Below are 25,136 nucleotides of genomic sequence, written 5' to 3'. Positions count from 1 at the left end.
ATGTATATTGAACGACTCGAATTAAATGACTTCCGTAACTACGATTCAATCGAGCTGGATTTTTCCTCGAAGATTAATGTTCTTATTGGAGAAAATGCTCAAGGAAAGACGAATTTAATGGAATCCCTTTACGTTTTATCTATGGCAAAATCTCATAGAACTTCCAATGACAAAGAATTGATACGTTGGGAAGCAGAGTATGGTAAAATAAAAGGTGATATTCAAAAAAAATATGGGCGAATCCCTTTGGAATTGATCTTGTCTAAAAAAGGTAAAAAGGCTAAAGTTAATCATTTAGAACAAAGCAGACTCAGTGACTATATTGGTCAATTGAACGTAGTGATGTTTGCTCCAGAAGATTTATTTTTAGTAAAAGGAAGTCCGCTAGTTAGAAGACGATTTTTAGATATGGAAATTGGACAAATATCTCCAAGATATTTACATGATTTGCTTCAATTCCAAAAGATATTGAAACAAAGAAACCATATATTAAAACAAAATCAAGGAAAACCTAAGTTAACGGATGTCATGTTCGACGTATATACAGAACAATATATAGATGCAGCGGTAAAAGTTATCCAAAAAAGATTTCAATTTATGGATTTGCTTCAAAAGTGGGCGGAACCGATACATTTCGGTATTTCTAGAGGGTTAGAAAAACTCACAGTTGTATATGACTCTACTATAGGTATCAAAGCGGATTGGTCTGAAGATGCTATGAAGGCCAGCATGGAAAAGAAGTTATTTGATAGTCAAAAAAGAGAGTTAGATCGGGGAGTTACATTATATGGACCACATCGTGATGACCTCCAATTTTTTGTGAATAACTATGATGTCCAAACATACGGATCACAGGGACAACAACGAACCACGGCTTTATCTCTTAAATTAGCTGAAATCGAATTGATAAAACAGGAGGTAGGTGAAGCTCCTGTTTTATTGCTGGATGACGTATTATCGGAATTAGATGACTACAGACAATCTCATCTATTGACGACTATTCATGGCGATGTTCAAACCTTTGTTACGACTACAAGTGTAGAAGGAATTGCCCATGATACTATTCAACAGGCGAGAATGTTCCACGTGGAGCAAGGAGCAGTTATAAAGTAAAGATTCACCATTATTGAAGTGATGAAAGAGTGGGTGAGCAAGTTGGCAATGGAAGAAAAAGAATTACAACCATCTTATGATGCTGATCAGATACAAGTATTAGAAGGTTTAGAGGCAGTAAGAAAACGTCCAGGGATGTATATAGGTACTACTAGCTCTAAGGGTCTTCACCATCTTGTATGGGAAATTGTTGATAATAGTATTGACGAAGCTCTTGCTTGGTATTGTGATCACATTATAGTGACGATTGAAAAAGAAAATTGGATTCGAGTAGAAGACAATGGCCGTGGTATCCCAGTAGACAATCAAGAAAAAATGGGAAAACCAGCAGTTGAAGTAATCATGACAGTGCTCCATGCCGGCGGTAAATTTGGCGGCGGAGGCTATAAAGTCTCAGGAGGACTTCATGGTGTTGGTGCTTCAGTTGTAAATGCCTTGTCCGAACATACAGAAGTATATGTAAAACGTGATGGAAAAATGCATAGTATTAAATTTGAACGTGGTGCTGTTGTTTCTTCTCTTGAAATCATTGGAGATGCATCAGAAACAGGAACTACTACAAGATTTAAAGCAGACCCAGAGATTTTTACTGAAACTACAGTGTATGAGTATGATATTCTAGCTCACCGTGTAAGAGAATTGGCTTATTTGAACCGAGGATTATCTATTACGATTGCAGATGAAAGAGATGGCCAAGAAAAATCAGTTAAGTATCTATATGAAGGCGGTATTAAGTCTTACGTAGAAGATTTAAATAAATCAAAAGAGCCTATTACGGAAGAAGCAATATTTGTAGAGGGAGAAAAAGATGGAATATCTATAGAAATTGCTATGCAATACAATGGCGGATATTCATCTAATATTCTTTCTTTCGCAAATAATATTAATACGTATGAAGGCGGAACACATGAGTCTGGCTTTAAAACTGCGCTTACACGCGTTATCAATGACTATGCAAGAAAAAATGGATTGCTAAAAGAGGCAGATACTAATTTATCTGGAGATGATGTACGAGAAGGTTTAACAGCTATCGTATCGGTAAAACATCCAGATCCTCAATTTGAAGGCCAAACAAAAACGAAGCTAGGTAACTCAGAGGTAAGTACTATAACAAATAGTTTATTTGCTGAAGGTTTCGATAGATTTTTATTAGAAAATCCTCAAATTGCTCGAAAAATTGTCGACAAGGGGCTGATGGCTGCACGTGCTCGTGTTGCTGCGAAAAAAGCACGTGAGTTAACCCGTCGCAAATCTGCACTAGAGGTTTCAAGTCTACCTGGTAAACTAGCGGACTGTTCTTCCCGAGTTCCAGCTGAAAGTGAATTATATATTGTAGAGGGTGACTCTGCAGGAGGCTCTGCTAAGTCTGGTCGTGATCGACATTTCCAAGCCATTCTACCTTTAAGAGGTAAAATCCTAAATGTAGAAAAAGCTAGATTAGATAGAATCCTAGGTAATGCAGAAATCCGTACAATGATAACAGCGCTTGGTACAGGTATCGGTGAAGAATTTATATTGGAAAAAGCACGTTATCATAAAATTATAATCATGACGGATGCCGATGTAGACGGAGCACACATCCGAACATTATTACTTACATTTTTCTTCCGATTTATGAGACCATTGATTGAAGCAGGTTATGTATATGCTGCACAGCCGCCTCTATACCAAGTGAAACAAGGTAAACATGTGGAGTATTGTTATAATGATGAGCAATTGAAAGAAATTATAGATAGATTGCCGAAAACTTCAAAACCAAATATTCAACGATATAAAGGTCTAGGAGAAATGGATGCTACTCAATTATGGGAAACTACTATGGATCCTGACAATCGTACATTACTTCAGGTCAACCTTGACAATGCGATGGAGGCAGACGAAGTCTTCACACAATTAATGGGGGAAGAAGTAGAGCCAAGACGTCAATTTATTGAAGATAATGCTGTTTATGTGAAAAATTTAGATATTTAAGAATGTGTTTAACTGGAGGTCTTTAGGATGTCAGAAATACCGAATAAAGGTGTCAAAGGGATCAATATTAGTACAGAAATGAGAACATCCTTTCTTGACTATGCGATGAGTGTAATTGTGTCCCGTGCTTTACCAGATGTTCGTGATGGATTAAAGCCCGTACATCGTCGAATTTTATATGGGATGCAAGAGTTAGGAAATACACCAGATAAGCCTCATAAGAAATCTGCTCGTATCGTTGGGGATGTTATGGGGAAATACCATCCTCATGGTGACTCATCTATATACGAAGCAATGGTACGTATGGCACAAGATTTTAGTTATCGTTATATGCTCGTAGATGGTCATGGTAACTTTGGATCCGTAGATGGAGATGGAGCAGCTGCGATGCGTTATACGGAATCGCGTATGTCCAAAATTGCTTTAGAGTTATTGAGAGATATAAATAAAAATACAATTGATTATAAAGATAATTATGATGGACAAGAAAGAGAGCCTGTTGTCTTACCAAGTAGATATCCTAATTTACTAGTAAACGGTGCTTCAGGTATTGCAGTAGGAATGGCTACAAATATTCCTTCTCACAATTTGGGAGAAGTTATTAATGGTGTTTTAGCTTTATCTGAAAATCCTGCTATTACTATAGAGGAATTGATGAATATTATTCCTGGTCCTGATTTCCCAACGGGCGGGATTATTTTGGGTCGAAGCGGTATTCGTCGTGCTTATGAAACTGGTAAGGGCTCTATTTTAATCCGAGCAAAAGTGGAAATTGAGCAAAAACCTAGTGGAAAAGAAGTTATCATTGTTAAAGAAATACCTTATCAAGTTAACAAAGCTCGTTTAATAGAGAAAATCGCTGAACTAGTACGCGATAAAAAGATTGATGGAATTACTCATTTGGCCGACGAGTCAGATCGTAATGGTATGCGTATTGTAATTGAGGTACGCAAAGACGCTAACTCTCACGTTTTACTTAACAACTTATATAAACAAACAGCTCTTCAATCCAGCTTTGGTATCAATATGTTAGCTTTAGTAGATAACCAACCTAAAGTACTTAACATTAAAGAAATGCTTTACTATTACTTAGAACATCAAAAAGTGGTTATTCGCCGACGTACACAATTTGAATTGAATAAAGCGGAAGATCGAGCACATATCTTAGAAGGTTTACGTATTGCTTTAGATCATATCGATGAAATTATTAAATTGATCCGTTCATCTCAAACAGGTGAGGAAGCTAAAAGAGGCTTAACTGAACAATTTAATTTATCAGAACGCCAAGCACAAGCTATTCTAGATATGCGTTTACAACGTTTGACAGGATTAGAGCGCGATAAGATTGAGGAAGAATATAAAGCTTTAGTAGAACTAATTGAAGAACTTAAATTCATTTTAGCTAATGAATATCGAGTGATAGAAATTATTCGTGAAGAAATTACTGAAATTAGAGATCGATACTCTGATGATCGTAGAACAGAAATTGTAGCTGGTGGAGTAGAGGTATTTGAGGACGAAGATTTAATACCGGTTGAAAACTCTGTGCTTACTTTAACAAATAAAGGGTATATTAAACGTTTGCCTGCAAATACGTACAAGAGTCAAAAACGTGGTGGTCGTGGAGTTCAAGGAATGGGCACCAATGAAAATGACTTCGTAGAACATTTATTGAATACATCAACTCATGACACAATTCTATTCTTTACTAATAAAGGTAAGGTTTATCGTGCAAGAGGATTTGAGATACCAGAGTATGGACGCACAGCTAAAGGTCTACCACTCATTAATCTATTAGGAATTGAAAAAGACGAGCATGTTACTGCTATGATTCCAATGGCAACGTTTGAGGAAGATAGCTATTTTATCTTCACAACTAAGCATGGTGTAACAAAACGTACACCAGTGTCAGGTTTTGCTCATATTCGTGCTAATGGCTTAATAGCTATCTCTTTACGTGATGAGGACGAACTCATTGCAGTTCGTTTAACAGACGGTAAAAAACAAATTATAATTGGTACACGACAAGGCAAGCTTGTAAGATTTGAAGAAACTGATATTCGTTCTATGGGTCGTACAGCTGGTGGAGTAAGAGGAATTCGCTTGAAGGATGACGATTACGTTGTCGGTATGGAAATTATTGAACCTGGTCAAGAAATCCTAGTAGTAACTGAGAAGGGATATGGAAAACGTACCCCAGAATCAGAATATCGATTACAAACTAGAGGTGGGATGGGTGTGAAAACATGCCAAATCACTGAGAAAAATGGACCTTTATGTGCTGTGAAGGCAGTGGAAGGTTTAGAAGACTTAATGTTAATCACGATAAATGGAATGTTAATCCGTATGGATGTTAATGACATTTCAATTACAGGAAGAAGCACTCAAGGAGTGCGCCTGATGAGATTATCAAATAATGAGTTAATAGCTACCGTTGCTAAAGTTGCAAAAGAAGATGAGGAAGAAGAAACAGACGATGAAATTGTAGAAGAAGTAGCTTCTAACAATGAAGATGATTCTACCTCAATAGAAGAATAATTACTAAATCACCCTTAAACTTAGTTTAAGGGTGATTTTTTTACATATACAAAATTGAAAAAAATTTAGTATAATTAAGGAAAATAAAAGAAAAGCAGGGTATAAAATGGAATATACTTTACAAAATTTAGATGAAATTAGAATTGGTAGTATCGTTGCCGAAGATCTTTTTGTGAACACTAAATACCCAATTATGCGTAAAGATACAAGGCTGACAAGAGAGCATTTAGAAGTACTAAGAGCCTTCAACGTTACTAAAGTACCTGTGTCAATTGAAAATATCTTTAATAGGTCAGAAGAAGAAATTCTAGAACTTAATAACAAGGAACGTGTTATTGTAGAAAAAAGTAATTCTCTATCCCTTAATAAAACTAACTTTAAAACGTTATATAATGAATCTGTAAGTAACTTCTATAAAGAATTTTCTTCCTGGGAAGCTGGAGTGAAGGTGGATGTTGCAAAGTTAAGGCATATAGTAATGCCTTTAATAGATCGAGCGATGCAAGAAAAACAAATATTTTCTCTTCTAAATAGTTATTCATCCATTGATAAATACATAGCACATCATTCGTTGGCAGTGGGGATGCTATCTGGAGCAATTGCAAGGAAACTTCAATACACTTCTGGACAAATCAATCAAATAGCTACCGCAGGCCTTTTAGCTGATGTAGGAATGGCTAAGATTGATCAGAAGATTAGAGAAAAGAAGACTCCTCTTACAGAAAATGAATTCTCAGAAATTAAAAAACATACTATTTTTAGCTTTCAAGCTATCAAAGATAGTCCGCTGTTAAAGCCAGAGACAAAATTAGGAATCTTCCAACACCATGAACGTCTAGACGGTAGTGGTTATCCTAAGGGAGAAAAAATGGAAAATATCTCTTTGGTTGCTCAAATAATTGCAGTCGCAGATGTATACCATGCAATGACCTCTGAGAGAATATATCGAGCAAGAGCCTCTTCTTTTAAAGTATTGGAAATGATTAAGGAAGAAGAGTTTGGAAAATACAATATTGAAGCAGTTAATGCACTCATCTCTCTTGTATGCGATTTACCAATATCCACTCGAGTGAGATTATCAGATGGAGAGCTAGGAGAGATTATCTTTATCCATAGAGATTCTCCGATGAGACCTATGATACGATTGTCTGAAACTGGCCAAATCTTAGACTTAGCAGCTAAACGATCGTTACATATAGAAAGTATAATTGATTAATAATCTTTTTAGAGTTATCTATATGTAAGTATAGAAGTAAAACTTTGAGAACCAGAAAGACTTACCAAGCATTATAAAAGTAGTCGATAATTATATAGATTCATTAGGAAACATGACTAAAAACTTAAAACTATTTAAAGAATATCTCTTTCTTAAAATAGTTTTAAGTTTTATTTGATTAAAGTGTTGACTTATCTTTGAAACCTTGATAATATAGAGAAGTCGTCAAAACAAGACGAAAAAAACACATGAACATTGAAAACTGAACATGCAAAACGTTAAGACATATAGCATCAAACAACTTCGGTTGTATTGACGCAAAACAATTTTTGACATCATTTAATGATGATGCCAGCAAAACAAAATGAGCTTTTTAAGTTCTCTATTATGGAGAGTTTGATCCTGGCTCAGGACGAACGCTGGCGGCGTGCCTAATACATGCAAGTCGAGCGAATGATGAAGAAGCTTGCTTCTTCTGATTTAGCGGCGGACGGGTGAGTAACACGTGGGCAACCTGCCCTGTAGATTGGGATAACTCCGGGAAACCGGGGCTAATACCGAATAATCCATTTCCTCACATGGGGGAATGTTAAAAGACGGTTTCGGCTGTCACTACAGGATGGGCCCGCGGCGCATTAGCTAGTTGGTGAGGTAACGGCTCACCAAGGCGACGATGCGTAGCCGACCTGAGAGGGTGATCGGCCACACTGGGACTGAGACACGGCCCAGACTCCTACGGGAGGCAGCAGTAGGGAATCTTCCACAATGGACGAAAGTCTGATGGAGCAACGCCGCGTGAGTGAAGAAGGTTTTCGGATCGTAAAACTCTGTTGTGAGGGAAGAACAAGTACGAGAGTAACTGCTCGTACCTTGACGGTACCTCATTAGAAAGCCACGGCTAACTACGTGCCAGCAGCCGCGGTAATACGTAGGTGGCAAGCGTTGTCCGGAATTATTGGGCGTAAAGCGCGCGCAGGCGGTCCTTTAAGTCTGATGTGAAAGCCCACGGCTCAACCGTGGAGGGTCATTGGAAACTGGGGGACTTGAGTGCAGAAGAGGAAAGCGGAATTCCAAGTGTAGCGGTGAAATGCGTAGAGATTTGGAGGAACACCAGTGGCGAAGGCGGCTTTCTGGTCTGTAACTGACGCTGAGGCGCGAAAGCGTGGGGAGCAAACAGGATTAGATACCCTGGTAGTCCACGCCGTAAACGATGAGTGCTAAGTGTTAGGGGGTTTCCGCCCCTTAGTGCTGCAGCTAACGCATTAAGCACTCCGCCTGGGGAGTACGGTCGCAAGACTGAAACTCAAAGGAATTGACGGGGGCCCGCACAAGCGGTGGAGCATGTGGTTTAATTCGAAGCAACGCGAAGAACCTTACCAGGTCTTGACATCCCGCTGACCGGCCTAGAGATAGGCTTTTCCCTTCGGGGACAGCGGTGACAGGTGGTGCATGGTTGTCGTCAGCTCGTGTCGTGAGATGTTGGGTTAAGTCCCGCAACGAGCGCAACCCTTGATCTTAGTTGCCAGCATTTAGTTGGGCACTCTAAGGTGACTGCCGGTGATAAACCGGAGGAAGGTGGGGATGACGTCAAATCATCATGCCCCTTATGACCTGGGCTACACACGTGCTACAATGGACGGTACAGAGGGTCGCAACCCCGCGAGGGTGAGCTAATCCCATAAAACCGTTCTCAGTTCGGATTGTAGGCTGCAACTCGCCTACATGAAGCCGGAATCGCTAGTAATCGTGGATCAGCATGCCACGGTGAATACGTTCCCGGGCCTTGTACACACCGCCCGTCACACCACGAGAGTTTGTAACACCCGAAGTCGGTGGGGTAACCCTTTTGGGAGCCAGCCGCCGAAGGTGGGACAGATGATTGGGGTGAAGTCGTAACAAGGTAGCCGTATCGGAAGGTGCGGCTGGATCACCTCCTTTCTAAGGATATATTCGGAATACAGATCTTTATCTGTATCTTAACGTTTTGCAGTTCAGTTTTGAGTGTTCATTTTTATGATGAGCATTTAAATTGTTCTTTGAAAACTGGATAAAACGACATCAAAAAAGAAACAAACGCAAGATATTCAAATTGTGATCACTTACGTGATTGCAAGTGTAGTACTTTTAACTTTTAGGTTAAGTTAATAAGGGCGCACGGTGGATGCCTTGGCACTAGGAGTCGACGAAGGACGGCACTAACACCGATATGCTTCGGGGAGCTGTAAGTGAGCTTCGATCCGGAGATTTCCGAATGGGGAAACCCACTGCCCGTAATGGGGCAGTACATTTGCGTGAATACATAGCGCATCTGAGACACACCCAGGGAACTGAAACATCTAAGTACCTGGAGGAAGAGAAAGAAAATTCGATTCCCTGAGTAGCGGCGAGCGAAACGGGAAGAGCCCAAACCAAGAGGCTTGCCTCTTGGGGTTGTAGGACACTCTATACGGAGTTACAAAAGAATGAGTTAGATGAAGCGACCTGGAAAGGTCCGCAGGATAGGGTAAAAGCCCCGTAGTCCAAAATTCATTCCCTCCAGAGTGTATCCTGAGTACGGCGGAACACGTGAAATTCCGTCGGAATCCGGGAGGACCATCTCCCAAGGCTAAATACTACCTAGTGACCGATAGTGAACCAGTACCGTGAGGGAAAGGTGAAAAGCACCCCGGAAGGGGAGTGAAATAGACCCTGAAACCGTGTGCCTACAAATAGTCAAAGCCCGTTAACGGGTGATGGCGTGCCTTTTGTAGAATGAACCGGCGAGTTACGATTACATGCGAGGTTAAGTTGAGAAGACGGAGCCGCAGCGAAAGCGAGTCTGAATAGGGCGAATGAGTATGTGGTCGTAGACCCGAAACCAGGTGATCTACCCATGTCCAGGATGAAGGTAAGGTAACACTTACTGGAGGTCCGAACCCACGCACGTTGAAAAGTGCGGGGATGAGGTGTGGGTAGCGGAGAAATTCCAATCGAACCTGGAGATAGCTGGTTCTCTCCGAAATAGCTTTAGGGCTAGCCTCAAACGTTAGAATCTTGGAGGTAGAGCACTGTTTGGACTAGGGGCCCATCCCGGGTTACCGAATTCAGACAAACTCCGAATGCCAATGATTTATGTTTGGGAGTCAGACTGCGAGTGATAAGATCCGTAGTCAAGAGGGAAACAGCCCAGACCACCAGCTAAGGTCCCAAAGTATTTGTTAAGTGGAAAAGGATGTGGCGTTGCTTAGACAACCAGGATGTTGGCTTAGAAGCAGCCATCATTTAAAGAGTGCGTAATAGCTCACTGGTCGAGTGACGCTGCGCCGAAAATGTATCGGGGCTAAACAAATCACCGAAGCTGTGGATTGATACCTTTGGTATCAGTGGTAGGAGAGCGTTCTAAGGGCGTTGAAGTCAGACCGGAAGGACTGGTGGAGCGCTTAGAAGTGAGAATGCCGGTATGAGTAGCGAAAGATGGGTGAGAATCCCATCCACCGTATGACTAAGGTTTCCTGAGGAAGGCTCGTCCGCTCAGGGTTAGTCGGGACCTAAGTCGAGGCCGATAGGCGTAGACGATGGACAACAGGTTGATATTCCTGTACCACCACCCCACCGTTTGAGTGATGGGGGGACGCAGTAGGATAGGGTAAGCGTGCTGTTGGTTATGCACGTCCAAGCAGTGAGGTGTGAGTGTAGGCAAATCCGCACTCTGTAACATTGAGCTGTGATGGCGAGGACTTAGTCCGAAGTTCCTGATTTCACACTGCCAAGAAAAGCCTCTAACGAGGTGGGAGGTGCCCGTACCGCAAACCGACACAGGTAGTCGAGGAGAGAATCCTAAGGTGAGCGAGAGAACTCTCGTTAAGGAACTCGGCAAAATGACCCCGTAACTTCGGGAGAAGGGGTGCTCTTTTGGGTGTATAGCCTAGAAGAGCCGCAGTGAATAGGCCCAGGCGACTGTTTAGCAAAAACACAGGTCTCTGCAAAACCGTAAGGTGAAGTATAGGGGCTGACGCCTGCCCGGTGCTGGAAGGTTAAGAGGAGTGCTTAGCGCAAGCGAAGGTGCGAATTGAAGCCCCAGTAAACGGCGGCCGTAACTATAACGGTCCTAAGGTAGCGAAATTCCTTGTCGGGTAAGTTCCGACCCGCACGAAAGGCGTAACGATCTGGGCACTGTCTCAACGAGAGACTCGGTGAAATTATAGTACCTGTGAAGATGCAGGTTACCCGCGACAGGACGGAAAGACCCCGTGGAGCTTTACTGTAGCTTGATATTGAATTTTGGTGCAACTTGTACAGGATAGGTAGGAGCCTTAGAGCCCGGAGCGCCAGCTTCGGAGGAGGCGTCGGTGGGATACTACCCTGGTTGTATTGAAATTCTAACCCATACCCGTAACCCGGGTAGGAGACAGTGTCAGGCGGGCAGTTTGACTGGGGCGGTCGCCTCCTAAAGTGTAACGGAGGCGCCCAAAGGTTCCCTCAGAATGGTTGGAAATCATTCGAAGAGTGTAAAGGCAGAAGGGAGCTTGACTGCGAGACCTACAAGTCGAGCAGGGTCGAAAGACGGGCTTAGTGATCCGGTGGTTCCGCATGGAAGGGCCATCGCTCAACGGATAAAAGCTACCCCGGGGATAACAGGCTTATCTCCCCCAAGAGTCCACATCGACGGGGAGGTTTGGCACCTCGATGTCGGCTCATCGCATCCTGGGGCTGTAGTCGGTCCCAAGGGTTGGGCTGTTCGCCCATTAAAGCGGTACGCGAGCTGGGTTCAGAACGTCGTGAGACAGTTCGGTCCCTATCCGTCGTGGGCGTAGGAAATTTGAGAGGAGCTGTCCTTAGTACGAGAGGACCGGGATGGACACACCGCTGGTGTACCAGTTGTTCTGCCAAGGGCATCGCTGGGTAGCTATGTGTGGACGGGATAAGTGCTGAAAGCATCTAAGCACGAAGCCCCCCTCAAGATGAGATTTCCCATTACGCAAGTAAGTAAGATCCCTCAAAGACGATGAGGTAGATAGGTTCGGGGTGGAAGCGTGGCGACACGTGCAGCTGACGAATACTAATCGATCGAGGACTTAACCAAATTGTTTGTTTCCATTAATGATGTCTTTTATCCAGTTTTGAGTGAACAACTCAAGAGGATTTCAAAACACAAGCAGTGCTAGGAAACGAGTGAGCAAAGGAAGGAGCGTACTTACGTACGTGACTGACTGAACGAGCGAAGTTGACAACGCAATGCGCAGTGGATTGAAAGCCGAAAAGTCTAGTGATGATGGCGAAGAGGTCACACCCGTTCCCATACCGAACACGGAAGTTAAGCTCTTCAGCGCCGATGGTAGTTGGGGGTCTCCCCCTGCAAGAGTAGGACGTCGCTGGGCACTGGAAAAAGTCGTTACCGAGAAATTGGTGACGGCTTTTTTGTTTGTTCTATAAAGAAATTAGAAGTGCCGAAGGCACCTAACCATTCCTAACTAAGAAAGTGTGCGAGAAAGCAGAGGGGCAAAGAGTTCGAGGAAGCAAGGAAGAGAGGCTCGGAGCGTATAGCATACGCGAGAACCGATCGGCTGCGGCTGACAAAGAAATCTGCCGTCCATCTGGTTTCGCAGCCGAGCCGATGGTAGTTGGGGGTCCCCCTGCAAGAGTAGGACGTAGCTGGGCACTGGAAAAAGTCGTTACCGAGAAATCGGTGACGGCTTTTTTGTTTGTTCCATAAAGAAATTAGAAGTGCCGAAGGCACCTAACCATTTCTAACTAAGCAAGTGTGCGAGAAAGCAGAAATACAATTTAGAATACAATTTCAAATTAGATTAATTTTAAAGCTAGAGGACATTCCACTTCTTCGAAGTAAAAGAAAAATAAGATATCTCTTGTAAATATAATAAATATACAACTCGTCATAAAAGTCAGAATATATATATTATTTATCGATTCTTGACATGCCCTGTGACCGCTGATAACCTTGTAATAATATTTAAACAGAGGAGGAAGTCAGCGTAATGTGGGAATCAAAATTTCAAAAAGAAGGTTTAACGTTTGACGATGTTTTATTAGTTCCAGCTCAATCAGAGGTTCTACCAAAGGATATTAACTTATCAGTACAATTAACTTCAAAAATTAAGCTAAATATTCCTGTAGTAAGTGCTGGTATGGATACAGTTACAGAAGCGAAGATGGCTATTGCTATGGCTCGTCAAGGTGGACTGGGCATTATTCACAAAAACATGAGCATTGAGGAACAAGCAGAACAAGTGGAAACAGTTAAACGTTCAGAAAATGGAGTTATAACCGATCCTTTCTACCTTACACCAACTCACCAAGTTTATGATGCAGAGCATTTGATGGGTAAATACAGAATCTCTGGTGTGCCAATTGTAAACAATGAAGAAGAATTGAGACTTGTAGGGATTATTACAAATCGTGATTTACGCTTTATCCAAGACTACTCTTTACAAATATCCGATGTAATGACTAAAGAAAAATTAGTAACTGCTGCTGTTGGTACTACGTTAGAGCAGGCTGAAAAGATTCTTCAACAATACAAAATTGAAAAATTACCGATAGTGGATGACAATGGCATTCTAAAAGGTCTAATTACTATTAAAGATATTGAAAAAGTAATTGAGTTTCCAAATGCAGCAAAAGACCATCATGGTCGTTTGCTAGTAGGGGCTGCGGTTGGAGTAACGAAGGATACGATGATTCGAGTGCAGAAATTAGTAGAAGCACAGGTAGATGCAATCGTAATTGATACTGCTCATGGACATTCTAAAGGTGTTATTGAAGTAGTGAAAGAAATAAGAGCAACTTATCCAGATTTAGATATCGTTGCTGGAAATGTTGCAACTGGTGAGGCAACAAAGGCACTATTTGAAGCAGGGGCAGATGTAGTAAAAGTAGGAATTGGTCCAGGTTCTATTTGTACAACTCGTGTGGTGGCAGGTGTGGGAGTACCACAAATTACTGCAATCTATGACTGTGCTAACGAAGCTAGAAAGTCCGGAAAAACGATCATTGCAGATGGCGGTATTAAATTTTCCGGAGATATCGTGAAAGCATTAGCTGCTGGTGGACATGTAGTAATGCTTGGTAGTTTACTTGCAGGAACTACAGAAAGTCCAGGAGAAACAGAAATCTTCCAAGGTAGACGTTTTAAAGTATACCGAGGTATGGGTTCTATCGGTGCTATGGAAAAAGGTTCTAAGGACCGTTACTTCCAAGAGGATGCAAAGAAATTAGTACCAGAAGGAATTGAAGGGCGTTTGCCATACAAAGGGCCACTATCTGATACGATTCACCAACTTCTTGGTGGGGTTCGTGCAGGTATGGGGTATTGTGGTACAGGCACTCTAGAGGACTTACGTGAAAAGGCCCAATTTATACGCATGACTGGCGCTGGCCTACGTGAAAGTCATCCTCATGATGTACAAATTACAAAAGAGGCACCAAACTATTCTATCTCTTAATAAAGAAACTTTCGCACCCATTCACCGTCTATATATAGGCCGAATGGGTGCTTTTTTAAAGTGTTATGCACCTAGTTCAAAAAGTATGATAAAATGAGCAGTGATAATAGAAAAAGTGGAGGTACAGTAGTGAAGAAATTTTGGAAAACAACAATGGTAAAGTGGCTAGTACTTCCGATGTTGCTTGTGTCTTTAGTAGGTGTAATACCAGCTACCACAAAAGCAGAGGAAAGTTTGAATTTAAATGTGGACGCTGCAATCTTAGTAGATGCGGATTCCGGAAAAATTCTTTATGAACAAAATGCAGATGCAGCTTTAGGTATTGCGAGTATGACAAAAATGATGACGGAGTATCTTCTTTTCGAAGCAATTGAAGAAGGTAAAATCTCATGGGACCAACAATATTCAGTAAATGAATATACATATAAAATTTCTCAAGATCGTCGTTTAAGTAATGTACCTCTACGTGAGGATGGTACTTATTCAATTCGTGAATTATATGAAGCAATGGCTATCTATTCTGCAAATGCAGCAACTATTGCTATTGCAGAAACTATTGCTGGAACAGAAGAAAATTTTATAAAACTAATGAATGAAAAAGCTGGAGAAATGGGCTTAGAAAATTATAAGTTTGTTAACTCTACTGGTTTAAATAATGCTGATTTACAAGGGATGCATCCAAAGAGTACAGGGGCAACAGACGAGAATGTGATGCCTGCTAGCTCAGTAGCAAAATTGGCTTACCTTCTTATGAAAGACTACCCAGAAGTTTTAGAAACAACTAAAATACCTAAAAAAATCTTCCGTGAGGGTACACCGGATGCTATTGAAATGAGTAACTGGAACTGGATGCTACCAGGATTAGTTTATGAATATCAAGGCGTAGATGGTTTGAAAACAGGAACAACAGATTTTGCTGGTCACTCCTTCACTGGAACTGCTGAAAGAAATGGTATGAGAGTAATCGCTGTAGTGATGAAAGCAGTAGATGCTAATGGAAAGGGAAGTTATAAGGCTAGATTTGATGCAACTAGAGCTTTGTTTGATTTTGGATTTGCTCAATTTACTAAAGTAGAGCTAATACCAGCAGGATATAAAATTCCTGACCATGAAACTCTAGAAGTAAATAAAGGAAAAGAAGACAAAGTTGCAATTGCAGTCAAAGAACCTATTTCTATGATGATTAAATCTAGCGATAAAGATCTGTACAAGCCTGTATTTACTCCAACAAAAGACAAGTTAGAAGCTGAAGTTAAAAAGGATACAGTTGTAGGAACAGTACACCTTGAAAAAACAGAAGGCACTGATTACGGTTATATTATTGGTGACCAAGCAAGTGTCGATGTTGTAACAACAGAAGCTGTAGAAAGAGCTGGTTGGTTCAGTTTAATGTTCCAAGGTATTGGCAAATTCTTTAGCGGCTTGTGGGATAGTACGACCGACTTTGTAGGCGGATTATTTTAATAAATAAGAAAGCATGTGCAAAGTGTTACTAGTTAACCTAGACTTAGACACTTGCACCACCTTCTTACTATACTTAAGCACTGAAACTCAATTAGAGTTGTCAGTGCTTTTTTGTATAGGAAAGAAATTAAGAATGCTTGATTTTTATTGCCTTCATTAGCTCATGTATGGTTGTCGAAATATTTGAGAACTCTAATCCACCGAATCCTAATACCAATTTTGGGTGAGTTTCTTCTATGGGAAAGGTTATATACTTATTCAGACCATAGATTTGAATATTTGCTTGTTGAGCAAGGGCAACCAGTTCCTCTTCCTTCTTTTGTGTATGAATGGTCAATAAAAGATGCATTCCTGCCTGTTCTCCAGAAAGGGTAACAGCTGGCTCATATTCTAAAAGAGACTTCGTAATAATTTCTAGCTTTCTTTTATAAATTTTTCTCATTTTATTTAGATGCTTCCCGAAGTGACCGTCCTCCATAAACTTTGCAAGTATATATTGGTCCATTCGTGGGACAGTAGCTGAATAATAGTAATATTTCGCCTTGTATTGCTTTATAAGTGGTTTTGGAAGTACCGCATAGGCGATCCTTAAGGAAGGCATCAGAGACTTAGAAAACGTGCTTAAATAAATTACACGGTCGTTTTGGTCCATTCCTTGTAAAGAAGGAATTGGTTTACCAGTATATCTGAATTCACTGTCATAATCATCTTCAATAATATAACGTTTCTCATGTTGATAAGCCCAGGCTAGCAGCTGACTTCTTCGTGAAGCTGACATAACAGAACCAGTGGGAAATTGATGAGACGGAGTGACATACATAACAGTTGCATTAGTGTTTTCTAACTCCTGAACGACTAATCCCTCATCATCTACCCGGACAGGCACCGATTTTTCCTCATGCTCTAAAAAAAGATGATGAGAGAGTGGATAACCAGGGTTTTCATAGCCATAGACTGCCTCATTTCCAAGGAGGCGTATGAGTAGTGGCATAATCTGTTCTGTTCCTGAGCCTAAAATAATTTGTTCGGGTGTACTTTTTACACCACGAGATTGATAAAGGTATGAAGATATTTGCTGTCTTAGTATATAGTCTCCCTGAGGATGTCCAAGCTGAAGAAGCTCTTTATTTTCTTCATGAACCAAATCCCTTGCATATTTTCTCCACAGTGTAAAAGGAAAGGAATCCTCATCTATCCTTCCCGGAGAAAAATCCAAATGGTAGGATGGAGTTTTTTCTTCTTTAACAATTTGAGAATCTTCTATTTCGATCAAAGCAAGCTCCTCAATATTTTGAACAAAATATCCCCTTCTAGGTTCTGAATTTATGTAACCTTCTGCTAGCAGCTGACTATAAGAAAGCTCAATTGTAGTTTGGCTAAGATCAAGATAGTCAGCAAGCTTTCTTTTAGAGGGAAGCTTATCTCCTTCCTTAATATTGCCTTGTACTATGGCATCTTTTATAAATTTATATAGTTGTTCATATAATGGGCTGTTTGAATTTTTTTCTAAAGGAAACATGAGGAAATCCATAGTATCATCCAATCTGACCACTTTCATTTTAGTGTTTTTGGCGCTTTTCATATGGTCATATATCATTATACTAAATTTTATAACAGTTAGGAGGTATTCAAGATGAAAATACATATGACAGGTACTGAGATAGTAAAAAGAGGTATGGCAGAGATGCAAAAAGGTGGAGTTATAATGGATGTTATTAACGCAGAGCAAGCACGAATTGCGGAGGCAGCCGGTGCTGTGGCTGTAATGGCATTAGAACGTGTACCCTCTGATATCCGTGCAGCAGGGGGAGTTGCTCGCATGGCCGATCCACGCATAATGGAAGAAGTAATGGGTGCTGTAACGATACCAGTCATGGCAAAAGCTCGCATTGGACATATAACGGAGGCAAGAATTTTAGAGGCAATGGGTGTGGACTATATTGACGAATCAGAGGTGCTGACACCAGCCGATGAAGAATTTCATTTGCGTAAAAGTGAGTTCACAGTGCCATTTGTTTGTGGGTGTAAGGATTTGGGAGAGGCAGCTCGACGTATAGGTGAAGGGGCATCAATGCTTCGGACGAAAGGCGAACCAGGGACAGGTAACATTGTAGAAGCAGTTCGCCATTTACGAAAGGTTAATGCACAGGTTAGAAAAATTGTGCATATGAACGAGGATGAACTAATGACAGAAGCAAAAAAATTAGGAGCGCCATATGAGATTTTATTGCAAATCAAACAAAAAGGAAAATTACCAGTAGTAAACTTCGCAGCGGGAGGAGTTGCTACTCCAGCAGATGCTGCGCTTATGATGGAACTTGGAGCAGATGGAGTGTTTGTCGGATCTGGAATATTCAAATCTGATAGTCCAGAGAAATTTGCCCGTGCTATTGTGGAAGCAACTACTCATTATCGCGATTATAAATTTTTAGTGGATATTTCAAAGGATTTAGGAATCCCTATGAAGGGAATTGAAATCTCTCGATTAACAGATGCAGAACGTATGCAAGATCGAGGTTGGTAAGATAGTGAAAATTGGAGTAATGGCTCTTCAAGGAGCTGTCATGGAACATATTCGTTCGGTAGAAGAATGCGGCGTAGAGGCAGTATTGGTCAAAACAAAAAGTGATCTTCAAAATATAGATGGTTTAATCTTTCCAGGTGGCGAAAGTACGACAATGCGCAAGCTTATAGATCGCTTTGATTTGCTAATTCCTTTAAAACAATTTGCAGAATCAGGCAAGCCAATGTTCGGTACATGTGCGGGCCTTATATTATTGGCAAGGAATATCCATAATCAGGATTCCCATCATATTGGTGTATTAGAAGCTACTGTCGAAAGAAATTCCTTTGGCCGTCAAGTGAATAGCTTTGAAACTATTTTAGAAATCCAAGGAGTAGCAGCTGACTTTCCTGCTGTTTTTATAAGAGCTCCCCATATTGTGGATGTAGGGAAAAGCGTAGAAATACTTGCAACTCATGAAAATAGAATTGTAATGGCTAGACAGGACAATATATTAGGATGTTCCTTCCATCCTGAATTAACGAACGATCATCGTATAACTGCCTATTTTATACAAATGGTTCAGGAATCACTTGCCAAACAGGTCAACCTATAGTAAAGTATGATTAATTTCATGAATTAAAAAACGATGATAGGAAGTAGTAACAAGTAAGTTTTTTTTAGAGAGTCAGCGGTTGGTGGAAGCTGATAAAGACCCTTGTGAATCCGTCCTTTGAGTTGCGCAGCTGAAAAATAGGTAAGCTGTGGCCGGTTGAAAAGCCGTTATTAGACAAGTGGATCTGATCATGTGTCAGTTCAATCAGGGTGGCAACGCGGGTAGCTCTCGTCCCTTTTTTTAGGGATGGGGGCTTTTTTGTCGTTATTTAATTAATGGTTGGTTAAAATTGTCGAAATATTAAGAGGAGGAATTCATATGTTAGATGTAAAATTTGTACGTGATAATTATGAAGAAGTGAAAGCTAAACTTGCGAAGCGTGGAGAAGATATCTCTGAGTTCGATCAATTTCTTCCTTTAGACCAAAAGCGTAGAGAATTAATAGCAAAAACAGAAGTATTAAAGGCAGAAAGAAACGAGGTTTCTCAAAAAATCTCTCAAATGAAACGAAACAAAGAGAATGCTGATGATTTAATTGTGCGTATGCGTGAGGTTGGCGATGAGATTAAAGCGTTGGATGAAGAGCTACGTCAAGTAGAAGAAAAGTTTGACTACATGATGATGCGTATTCCAAATATTCCGCATGATGACGTTCCGGTTGGTGACTCCGAGGATGATAATGTGGAAATCCGTAAGTGGGGAGATGTCCCTTCATTTGATTTTGATACAAAAGCTCACTGGGATATCGCCACAGATTTAAAAATAGTGGATTTTGAGCGTGCTGCAAAAGTAACTGGAAGCCGTTTTGCATTTTACCGTGGTCTAGGGGCAAGATTAGAGCGCGCGCTATGGAATTTCATGATGGATCTTCATTCAGAAGAGCATGGCTACGAGGAAATGCTTCCACCTTATATGGCGAACCGTATGAGTTTAACGGGCACTGGTCAGCTTCCAAAGTTTGAAGAGGATGCTTTCCTAGTTAACGAGGAGGATTATTTCTTAATCCCAACTGCTGAGGTTCCAGTAACCAACTTCTACCGCGATGAGATTTTAGATGGAGCAGAACTTCCACAAGCGTTTACTGCATTTAGTGCTTGTTTCCGTTCGGAGGCCGGTTCTGCAGGTAGAGATACACGCGGACTAATCCGTCAGCATCAATTCAATAAAGTAGAGCTTGTACGTTTTGTAAAACCAGCGGATTCTTACGAACAGTTGGAGCTTCTAACAGGACATGCAGAAAAAGTGCTACAACTTTTGGGTCTTCCATATCGAGTGCTACGTATGTGCACTGCCGACCTTGGTTTCACTGCTGCTAAAAAATATGATATTGAAGTATGGTTACCAAGCTATGGGGAGTATAAAGAGATTTCTTCTTGCAGTAACTTTGAAGACTTCCAAGCTCGTCGTGCAGGAATCCGTTTTAGAAGAGAACCGGGCGCTAAACCAGAGTTTGTACACACATTAAACGGAAGTGGACTAGCAATTGGGCGCACAGTTGCCGCTATCCTAGAAAATTATCAGCAACCAGATGGTTCTGTTAAAATCCCAGAGGTACTACAACCTTACATGGGTGGCAAAAAAGTTATCCAATAAACTAAGAAAAGCGCAAGCGCCTATGTCTGCCCCGACAAGCAAATGGGGAAAGCGAGGAGGCAGTTCCTCAGCCCCCACAGCTTTATCCCATTTGACCTCGAGGGGCAAGGCGGTGGAGCTAGACAAAAAGAAAAGCGCAAGCGCCTATGTTTGCTCCGACAAGCAAATGGGGAAAGCGAGGCAAACAATTTAAAAAACTTCTGTTTAGAACCAAAAATGCTCAGAGCTCCTGGCGTTTTTGGTTCTTTTTTTTCATTCGTAGCTCTCGAAAAAAAGTGGTTAGTAAATTACCGCAAGTCTCTGCAAGAACTCCCTCTGTTACCTCACAGACATGGTTAAATCTATTGTCATTTAATAGCGTATATAATGAGTCTACACAACCCGCTTTAAGGTCTCGAGCACCATAAACGACTCGTGGGATACGCGATTGCAATATTGCTCCTGCACACATAGGACAAGGTTCTAGAGTTACATAAAGAGTAGTTTCCTCTAGTCTCCAACTCCCGATTTTGGCACAAGCTTCTTGAATAGCCAGTAGCTCAGCATGGGTTGTCGCATTCTGTGTTGTCTCTCGTAAATTGTAACCTCTCGCAATTACCTCATTTTTATGTACGATAATCGCACCTATAGGGACTTCTCCTATTGTAGCTGCTTTCTTTGCTTCTTCAATTGCTAAATTCATATAATACTCGTCCATTTGGAGTCAACTCCTTACGCGTATTTTAGCATGTTTTGTATGTCCCTTGCATAATTTAGTTTGAAGGAGTGATGGTATGAATTATGTAGTGAAAACTGGTGATAGTTTATACTCTATTGCCAAGCGTTTTGGAACGAGTGCGGCTACTCTTGCCTCTATTAATGGTTTACCGGATCAAGATGTATTGGTTGTAGGTCAGGCGATTGTTCTACCCTCCACGCCAGATCCAAACAGACCCTCTATTGAATCTAATTTATATGTTGAATGGTATACCGATGTCCCCTCGGAAACAGTGATTGAAAAAGTAAGAAATGTAGCTGCAGAACTAACTTATATGATGCCCTTTGCTTTTGACGTTAAAAGAGACGGATCGTTAACTCCAATGAATTGGGGAAGCTTGTCGGAGATAGCAGAAGAAAACAATGTTGAGACGGTTATTGTATTGACCAACATTGAAGAAGGAGCATTTAGTGACACGCTTGCCAATACAATTTTTACAAATGAAGAAGTTAAACAAAAGGTATTTGAAGAATCCGTGAAGGAGGCAAATAAAAGGGGTACAAATCATCTACACACTGATTTTGAATATATAAATCCCAATGATCGTGAGAAGTATGTACAATTCTTAAAAGAATTCCGTGAGTTTGCCCCTAGTTTTATTTTTTCTGCTAGCCTTGCTCCGAAAACTAGTGCCAATCAACCTGGTAAATGGTATGAGGGACATGACTATAAAGCCCTTGGCGAGGTTTTAGATTTTGTTGTTATTATGACCTATGAGTGGGGGTATAGCGGTGGCCCTCCAATGGCAGTTTCTCCAATAGGTCCTGTAAGAGATGTATTAGAATATGCAATTACAGAGATACCTTCTCAAAAGGTAATGATGGGTCAAAATTTATATGGCTATGATTGGACTTTGCCTTATAAACCAGGTAATCCTTTTGCTAGGGCGATAAGTCCACAGCAGGCTATTCAATTAGCCAGAGATCGAAATGCTGCTATTGAATATGATGAAGAGGCACAGGCACCGTTTTTTAATTACTGGAGAGACGGGAAAGAGCATGAAGTGTGGTTCGAGGATGCAAGATCTATTCAAGCAAAATTTAATCTGTTAAAGGAATTAAATTTATTGGGGATTTCCTATTGGCATAGTGGCTTTGACTTCCCTCAAAACTGGTATCTTCTAAATGCTACATTTCGTATTAAGAAAAAATAGGGGATATTTGTCTTTCTCTGGAAAGACAAATATCCTCTATTTTTCGTTATATCCCTATGCTAAAATAGAGGGTACGACTTGAAAATTTAGAGTGAGGTTAGAGATATGTCTATTCCATTTATAACGGTAGAGGGTCCAATAGGTGTTGGTAAGACCTCACTGGCTAAAGCAATTGGTAATACTTATCAATTTGAATTGTTAAAAGAGATCGTGGATGAAAACCCCTTTTTAAATAAATTCTATGAAGATATAGCAGAGTGGAGCTTTCAAACAGAGATGTTCTTTCTATGCAATCGCTATAAGCAATTAAGCGATATTGAAAAAAAATACTTATCGAAAGACACCGCTGTTGTAGCGGATTATCATATTTTTAAAAATCTTATCTTTGCTAAACGCTCCCTAAGTAAGGAGGAATATGAAAAATATGAGGCAATTTATCATATTTTAACGAAGGATATGCCAGTTCCTAATTTAGTTATTTATCTGGATGCTAGCATAGATGTGTTAGTAGACCGTATTGATTTGCGTGGGAGAGAGTTTGAAAAGAAAATTAGTACAACCTATCTGGAGCAGCTTTCTTCCGATTACCGAATGTTTATAGATGATTTTGAATTAAAGCATCCAGAAATACCGGTTATCCGCTTCAATGGAGATGAAATGGACTTTGTTCAAAATAACCAAGATTTACAGATAATTTTAGAAAAAGTAGATGAAACACTACATAGAAGGAGTTTATAACATGAATTTAAGAGAAAAGTATGGCATACCTTCCAATGCTGTAATAACAATAGCAGGAACTGTAGGAGTAGGTAAATCTACTATGACTAAGATGCTTGCTGAAGCACTACACTTTAAAACCTCTTTTGAAAAAGTAGACACTAACCCTTATTTAGATCGTTTCTATGAGGATTTCTCTAAATGGAGCTTTCATTTACAAATCTATTTCCTAGCAGAGCGTTTTAAGGAACAAAAGAGAATGTTTGAGTATGGCGGAGGTTTTATTCAGGACCGTTCCATTTATGAAGACACAGGGATTTTTGCACAAATGCATAAAGAAAAAGGAACAATGGACCCGGTAGACCATGAGACATATACAAGTCTTTTCGAAGCGATGGTTATGACTCCATACTTTCCACATCCGAACCTTCTCATCTATTTAGAAGGATCTTTGGATGATATTATAGACCGTATTCATGAAAGAGGTCGCCCAATGGAACAACAAACTCCAATCGCTTATTGGGAAGAGATGCATGGCAGATACGAAAAGTGGATTGATGGATTTAATGGCTGTCCAGTACTTCGTCTCAACATCAATGACTATGATATCGTAGAGAATCCAGAAGATGTTGAAGTAATTCTTGAAAGAATTGGCCATTTCATGGAGCAAACACAGACGATTACTTTACGTAAATAATAGAAAAGCTTCTGCATTTATTGCAGAAGCTTTTTGCTTTCTAAAAGGGATTTTAAATAGGAGAGAGAATAGATTAGAAAGGGGGAATATAAAATGAGCATAGAAATAAATATTAGAAAAGCGATGGTTAATGATGCAGAACAAATAATAAAACATATCAAAAGAATATTAAAGGAAAACCCTAGTTTCATGGCTACCACAGTTGAAGAATTTACGGTGTCGGTGGTGGAGCAGAGAGAAAAAATTGTGAATTGTAGTGAGAGAGGCTTAATGTTAGTAGCAGAACAGGAGAATCAAATAATTGGAATCCTTGATTTTCATCTATCCTCACGTAAAAGATTCAGTCATCAGGGTCTTTTTGGAATAAGTATTCAAGAAACCTTTGCCAATAAAGGTATAGGCACTTGTCTAATTAAAAAATTGTTAGAATGGGCTAGGAAACAGGAACATATAGAGAAGATATCGTTAGAGGTGTTTTCTAATAATGAAAGAGCAATTCATTTATACACAAAGCTAGGCTTTAAAGAGGAGGGAAGAAGGCATAAACACGTAAAATTTGGACCAAATGAATATGTAGACGACATTATTATGAGTCAATTTGTAAAATAAAAAAAGAAATTGACTTTTATAGTCAACTTCTTAATATTCTGAACACATATGGCTAAGAAAAATTCGTTACAAGAGCAACGAATTCAATCTCAAATTTATGCGTGTGTGTTGTTAAAAAATGGAGGAGGAAGAGGGATTCGAACCCCCGCGCGGTATGACCCGCCTGTCGGTTTTCAAGACCGATCCCTTCAGCCAGACTTGGGTATTCCTCCGAAGTACAAGAATTAATTTATCACGGATAAAAATCAAAGTCAACATATTTGAAAAAAATTTAATAATATTTTTTTAGTATAGAAAGTATAAAGAAAGAAATCAGATCGTAACCATTGATTTTTAAGTTTAAAATGCGTATACTAGTTATTGCCGTGCTAGGTGGGAAGGTAGCGGTGTCTTGTAACTCGCAATCCGCTCTAGCGAGACTGAACTCCTTCTCGAGGTTGTTTACATGTTAGGTCTGGTATTTGCACGTGATGTTGACGTCTGGGTCCTGCGCAATGGGAGCCCATGAACCATGTCAGGTCCGGAAGGAAGCAGCATTAAGTGGTGCATTCTCATGTGCCGCGGGGTTGCCTAGGCCGAGTTAACGACAAAGGTGCCGCTTATGTGTATCAATCGAAGGAAGGTGCACGGCTTTAATTTAATTATTATCAAACTCATTCATCCTCGGAGGAATGAGTTTTTTTATTTATACTTATATGTACTTGTAAGGCGAAGTCAAGTTTTCTTTATGTTATAATATTTACATAC

General features: G+C 40.4%; 16 protein-coding genes, 1 tRNA gene, 3 rRNA genes, 1 other RNA gene and 1 other annotated feature. Of the genes, 18 read left to right on the top strand and 3 right to left on the bottom strand.

Going from position 1 to position 25,136, the window contains the following annotated elements; all coding sequences use genetic code 11:
• The 10 genes from recF (at window position 1) to D0S48_RS12250 (ending at window position 15,744) form a co-directional block, all read left to right on the top strand.
• On the top strand, window positions 1-1,113 hold the full coding sequence (recF, locus tag D0S48_RS12295; protein WP_144540304.1) for a DNA replication/repair protein RecF: 1,113 nt from the start codon (window positions 1-3) through the stop codon (window positions 1,111-1,113).
• Window positions 1,114-1,161: 48 nt separating this feature from the next.
• Complete coding sequence (gyrB, locus tag D0S48_RS12290; RefSeq protein ID WP_151113809.1) at window positions 1,162-3,084, top strand: DNA topoisomerase (ATP-hydrolyzing) subunit B; 1,923 nt, start codon at window positions 1,162-1,164, stop codon at window positions 3,082-3,084.
• Window positions 3,085-3,111: 27 nt separating this feature from the next.
• On the top strand, window positions 3,112-5,622 hold the full coding sequence (gene gyrA / locus D0S48_RS12285; protein WP_144540306.1) for a DNA gyrase subunit A: 2,511 nt from the start codon (window positions 3,112-3,114) through the stop codon (window positions 5,620-5,622).
• A gap of 106 nt (window positions 5,623-5,728) precedes the next feature.
• Window positions 5,729-6,838, top strand: coding sequence for an HD-GYP domain-containing protein (locus D0S48_RS12280; protein ID WP_151111899.1), 1,110 nt, complete (start codon window positions 5,729-5,731; stop codon window positions 6,836-6,838).
• Between the two features lie 384 nt (window positions 6,839-7,222).
• Window positions 7,223-8,776: ribosomal RNA gene (locus D0S48_RS12275) — 16S ribosomal RNA — on the top strand.
• Window positions 8,777-8,972: 196 nt separating this feature from the next.
• Window positions 8,973-11,900 (top strand): 23S ribosomal RNA (locus D0S48_RS12270).
• Window positions 11,901-12,079: 179 nt separating this feature from the next.
• Window positions 12,080-12,195: ribosomal RNA gene (gene rrf, locus D0S48_RS12265) — 5S ribosomal RNA — on the top strand.
• The 16S, 23S and 5S rRNA genes sit together here, the layout of an rRNA operon.
• A 101-nt stretch (window positions 12,196-12,296) precedes the next feature.
• The gene (locus D0S48_RS12260; RefSeq protein WP_151111897.1) at window positions 12,297-12,530 is read left to right on the top strand and encodes a hypothetical protein; all 234 of its coding nucleotides are present in this window, start codon (window positions 12,297-12,299) and stop codon (window positions 12,528-12,530) included.
• A gap of 283 nt (window positions 12,531-12,813) precedes the next feature.
• Window positions 12,814-14,280, top strand: coding sequence for an IMP dehydrogenase (gene guaB, locus D0S48_RS12255; protein WP_151111895.1), 1,467 nt, complete (start codon window positions 12,814-12,816; stop codon window positions 14,278-14,280).
• 153 nt (window positions 14,281-14,433) lie between these two features.
• Window positions 14,434-15,744: a serine hydrolase gene (locus D0S48_RS12250; RefSeq protein ID WP_370455761.1), complete on the top strand. Its 1,311-nt coding sequence runs from the start codon at window positions 14,434-14,436 to the stop codon at window positions 15,742-15,744.
• A gap of 127 nt (window positions 15,745-15,871) precedes the next feature.
• On the opposite strand, the gene D0S48_RS12245 is transcribed toward D0S48_RS12250, so the two are convergent.
• Window positions 15,872-17,275: a MocR-like pyridoxine biosynthesis transcription factor PdxR gene (locus D0S48_RS12245; RefSeq protein ID WP_151113807.1), complete on the bottom strand. Its 1,404-nt coding sequence runs from the start codon at window positions 17,273-17,275 to the stop codon at window positions 15,872-15,874.
• A gap of 108 nt (window positions 17,276-17,383) precedes the next feature.
• Between D0S48_RS12245 and pdxS the strand changes: the two genes are divergently transcribed.
• From pdxS to serS, 3 genes are all read left to right on the top strand, one after another.
• Entirely contained in the window at window positions 17,384-18,268 is an 885-nt protein-coding gene (gene pdxS / locus D0S48_RS12240; RefSeq protein WP_191963915.1) for a pyridoxal 5'-phosphate synthase lyase subunit PdxS, read from the top strand.
• 1 nt (window position 18,269) lies between these two features.
• On the top strand, window positions 18,270-18,863 hold the full coding sequence (pdxT, locus tag D0S48_RS12235) for a pyridoxal 5'-phosphate synthase glutaminase subunit PdxT (protein WP_151113805.1): 594 nt from the start codon (window positions 18,270-18,272) through the stop codon (window positions 18,861-18,863).
• Window positions 18,864-18,887: 24 nt separating this feature from the next.
• Window positions 18,888-19,102: a binding site (T-box leader), on the top strand.
• 79 nt (window positions 19,103-19,181) lie between these two features.
• Window positions 19,182-20,456, top strand: a complete 1,275-nt coding sequence (serS, locus tag D0S48_RS12230) for a serine--tRNA ligase (protein WP_151111890.1) — start codon at window positions 19,182-19,184, stop codon at window positions 20,454-20,456.
• 220 nt (window positions 20,457-20,676) lie between these two features.
• Here the strand turns inward: serS and tadA are convergent, their stop codons facing one another.
• Complete coding sequence (gene tadA, locus D0S48_RS12225; protein ID WP_144541962.1) at window positions 20,677-21,153, bottom strand: tRNA adenosine(34) deaminase TadA; 477 nt, start codon at window positions 21,151-21,153, stop codon at window positions 20,677-20,679.
• A 76-nt stretch (window positions 21,154-21,229) separates the two neighbouring features.
• Between tadA and D0S48_RS12220 the strand changes: the two genes are divergently transcribed.
• The 4 genes from D0S48_RS12220 to D0S48_RS12205 all read left to right on the top strand — a co-directional run bounded on the left by D0S48_RS12220 (window position 21,230) and on the right by D0S48_RS12205 (window position 24,389).
• A complete protein-coding gene (locus D0S48_RS12220; RefSeq protein ID WP_151111888.1) occupies window positions 21,230-22,366 on the top strand; it encodes a glycosyl hydrolase family 18 protein in 1,137 nt (378 codons plus the stop codon).
• A 105-nt stretch (window positions 22,367-22,471) separates the two neighbouring features.
• Entirely contained in the window at window positions 22,472-23,104 is a 633-nt protein-coding gene (locus D0S48_RS12215) for a deoxynucleoside kinase (RefSeq protein ID WP_144541958.1), read from the top strand.
• Between the two features lies 1 nt (window position 23,105).
• Complete coding sequence (locus D0S48_RS12210) at window positions 23,106-23,780, top strand: deoxynucleoside kinase (protein WP_151111886.1); 675 nt, start codon at window positions 23,106-23,108, stop codon at window positions 23,778-23,780.
• A gap of 93 nt (window positions 23,781-23,873) precedes the next feature.
• On the top strand, window positions 23,874-24,389 hold the full coding sequence (locus tag D0S48_RS12205; RefSeq protein ID WP_151111884.1) for a GNAT family N-acetyltransferase: 516 nt from the start codon (window positions 23,874-23,876) through the stop codon (window positions 24,387-24,389).
• Between the two features lie 119 nt (window positions 24,390-24,508).
• On the opposite strand, the gene D0S48_RS12200 is transcribed toward D0S48_RS12205, so the two are convergent.
• Window positions 24,509-24,601: transfer RNA gene (locus D0S48_RS12200), tRNA-Ser, on the bottom strand.
• A 151-nt stretch (window positions 24,602-24,752) separates the two neighbouring features.
• Between D0S48_RS12200 and ffs the strand changes: the two genes are divergently transcribed.
• Window positions 24,753-25,019, top strand: an RNA gene (ffs, locus tag D0S48_RS12195) — signal recognition particle sRNA large type.
• Window positions 25,020-25,136: the final 117 nt, after the last annotated feature.

Source organism: Psychrobacillus sp. AK 1817, assembly GCF_008807035.1.
In the GTDB taxonomy this organism is placed as follows: Bacteria; Bacillota; Bacilli; order Bacillales_A; family Planococcaceae; genus Psychrobacillus; species Psychrobacillus faecigallinarum.
Note: the sequence above shows the minus strand (reverse complement) of the source record. Positions and strands in the feature narration are given on the sequence as shown.

Excerpts from the sequence above, each read along its gene's own strand:
- D0S48_RS12250 (WP_370455761.1), top strand. The coding sequence starts at position 14,434 with ATGGTAAAGTGGCTAGTACTTCCGATGTTGCTTGTGTCTTTAGTAGGT.
- gyrB (WP_151113809.1), top strand. The coding sequence starts at position 1,162 with ATGGAAGAAAAAGAATTACAACCATCTTATGATGCTGATCAGATACAA.
- D0S48_RS12205 (WP_151111884.1), top strand. The coding sequence starts at position 23,874 with ATGAGCATAGAAATAAATATTAGAAAAGCGATGGTTAATGATGCAGAA.
- D0S48_RS12280 (WP_151111899.1), top strand. The coding sequence starts at position 5,729 with ATGGAATATACTTTACAAAATTTAGATGAAATTAGAATTGGTAGTATC.
- D0S48_RS12215 (WP_144541958.1), top strand. The coding sequence starts at position 22,472 with ATGTCTATTCCATTTATAACGGTAGAGGGTCCAATAGGTGTTGGTAAG.
- D0S48_RS12245 (WP_151113807.1), bottom strand. The coding sequence starts at position 17,275 with ATGGATTTCCTCATGTTTCCTTTAGAAAAAAATTCAAACAGCCCATTA.
- guaB (WP_151111895.1), top strand. The coding sequence starts at position 12,814 with ATGTGGGAATCAAAATTTCAAAAAGAAGGTTTAACGTTTGACGATGTT.
- D0S48_RS12210 (WP_151111886.1), top strand. The coding sequence starts at position 23,106 with ATGAATTTAAGAGAAAAGTATGGCATACCTTCCAATGCTGTAATAACA.
- recF (WP_144540304.1), top strand. The coding sequence starts at position 1 with ATGTATATTGAACGACTCGAATTAAATGACTTCCGTAACTACGATTCA.
- serS (WP_151111890.1), top strand. The coding sequence starts at position 19,182 with ATGTTAGATGTAAAATTTGTACGTGATAATTATGAAGAAGTGAAAGCT.
- D0S48_RS12220 (WP_151111888.1), top strand. The coding sequence starts at position 21,230 with ATGAATTATGTAGTGAAAACTGGTGATAGTTTATACTCTATTGCCAAG.
- tadA (WP_144541962.1), bottom strand. The coding sequence starts at position 21,153 with ATGGACGAGTATTATATGAATTTAGCAATTGAAGAAGCAAAGAAAGCA.
- gyrA (WP_144540306.1), top strand. The coding sequence starts at position 3,112 with ATGTCAGAAATACCGAATAAAGGTGTCAAAGGGATCAATATTAGTACA.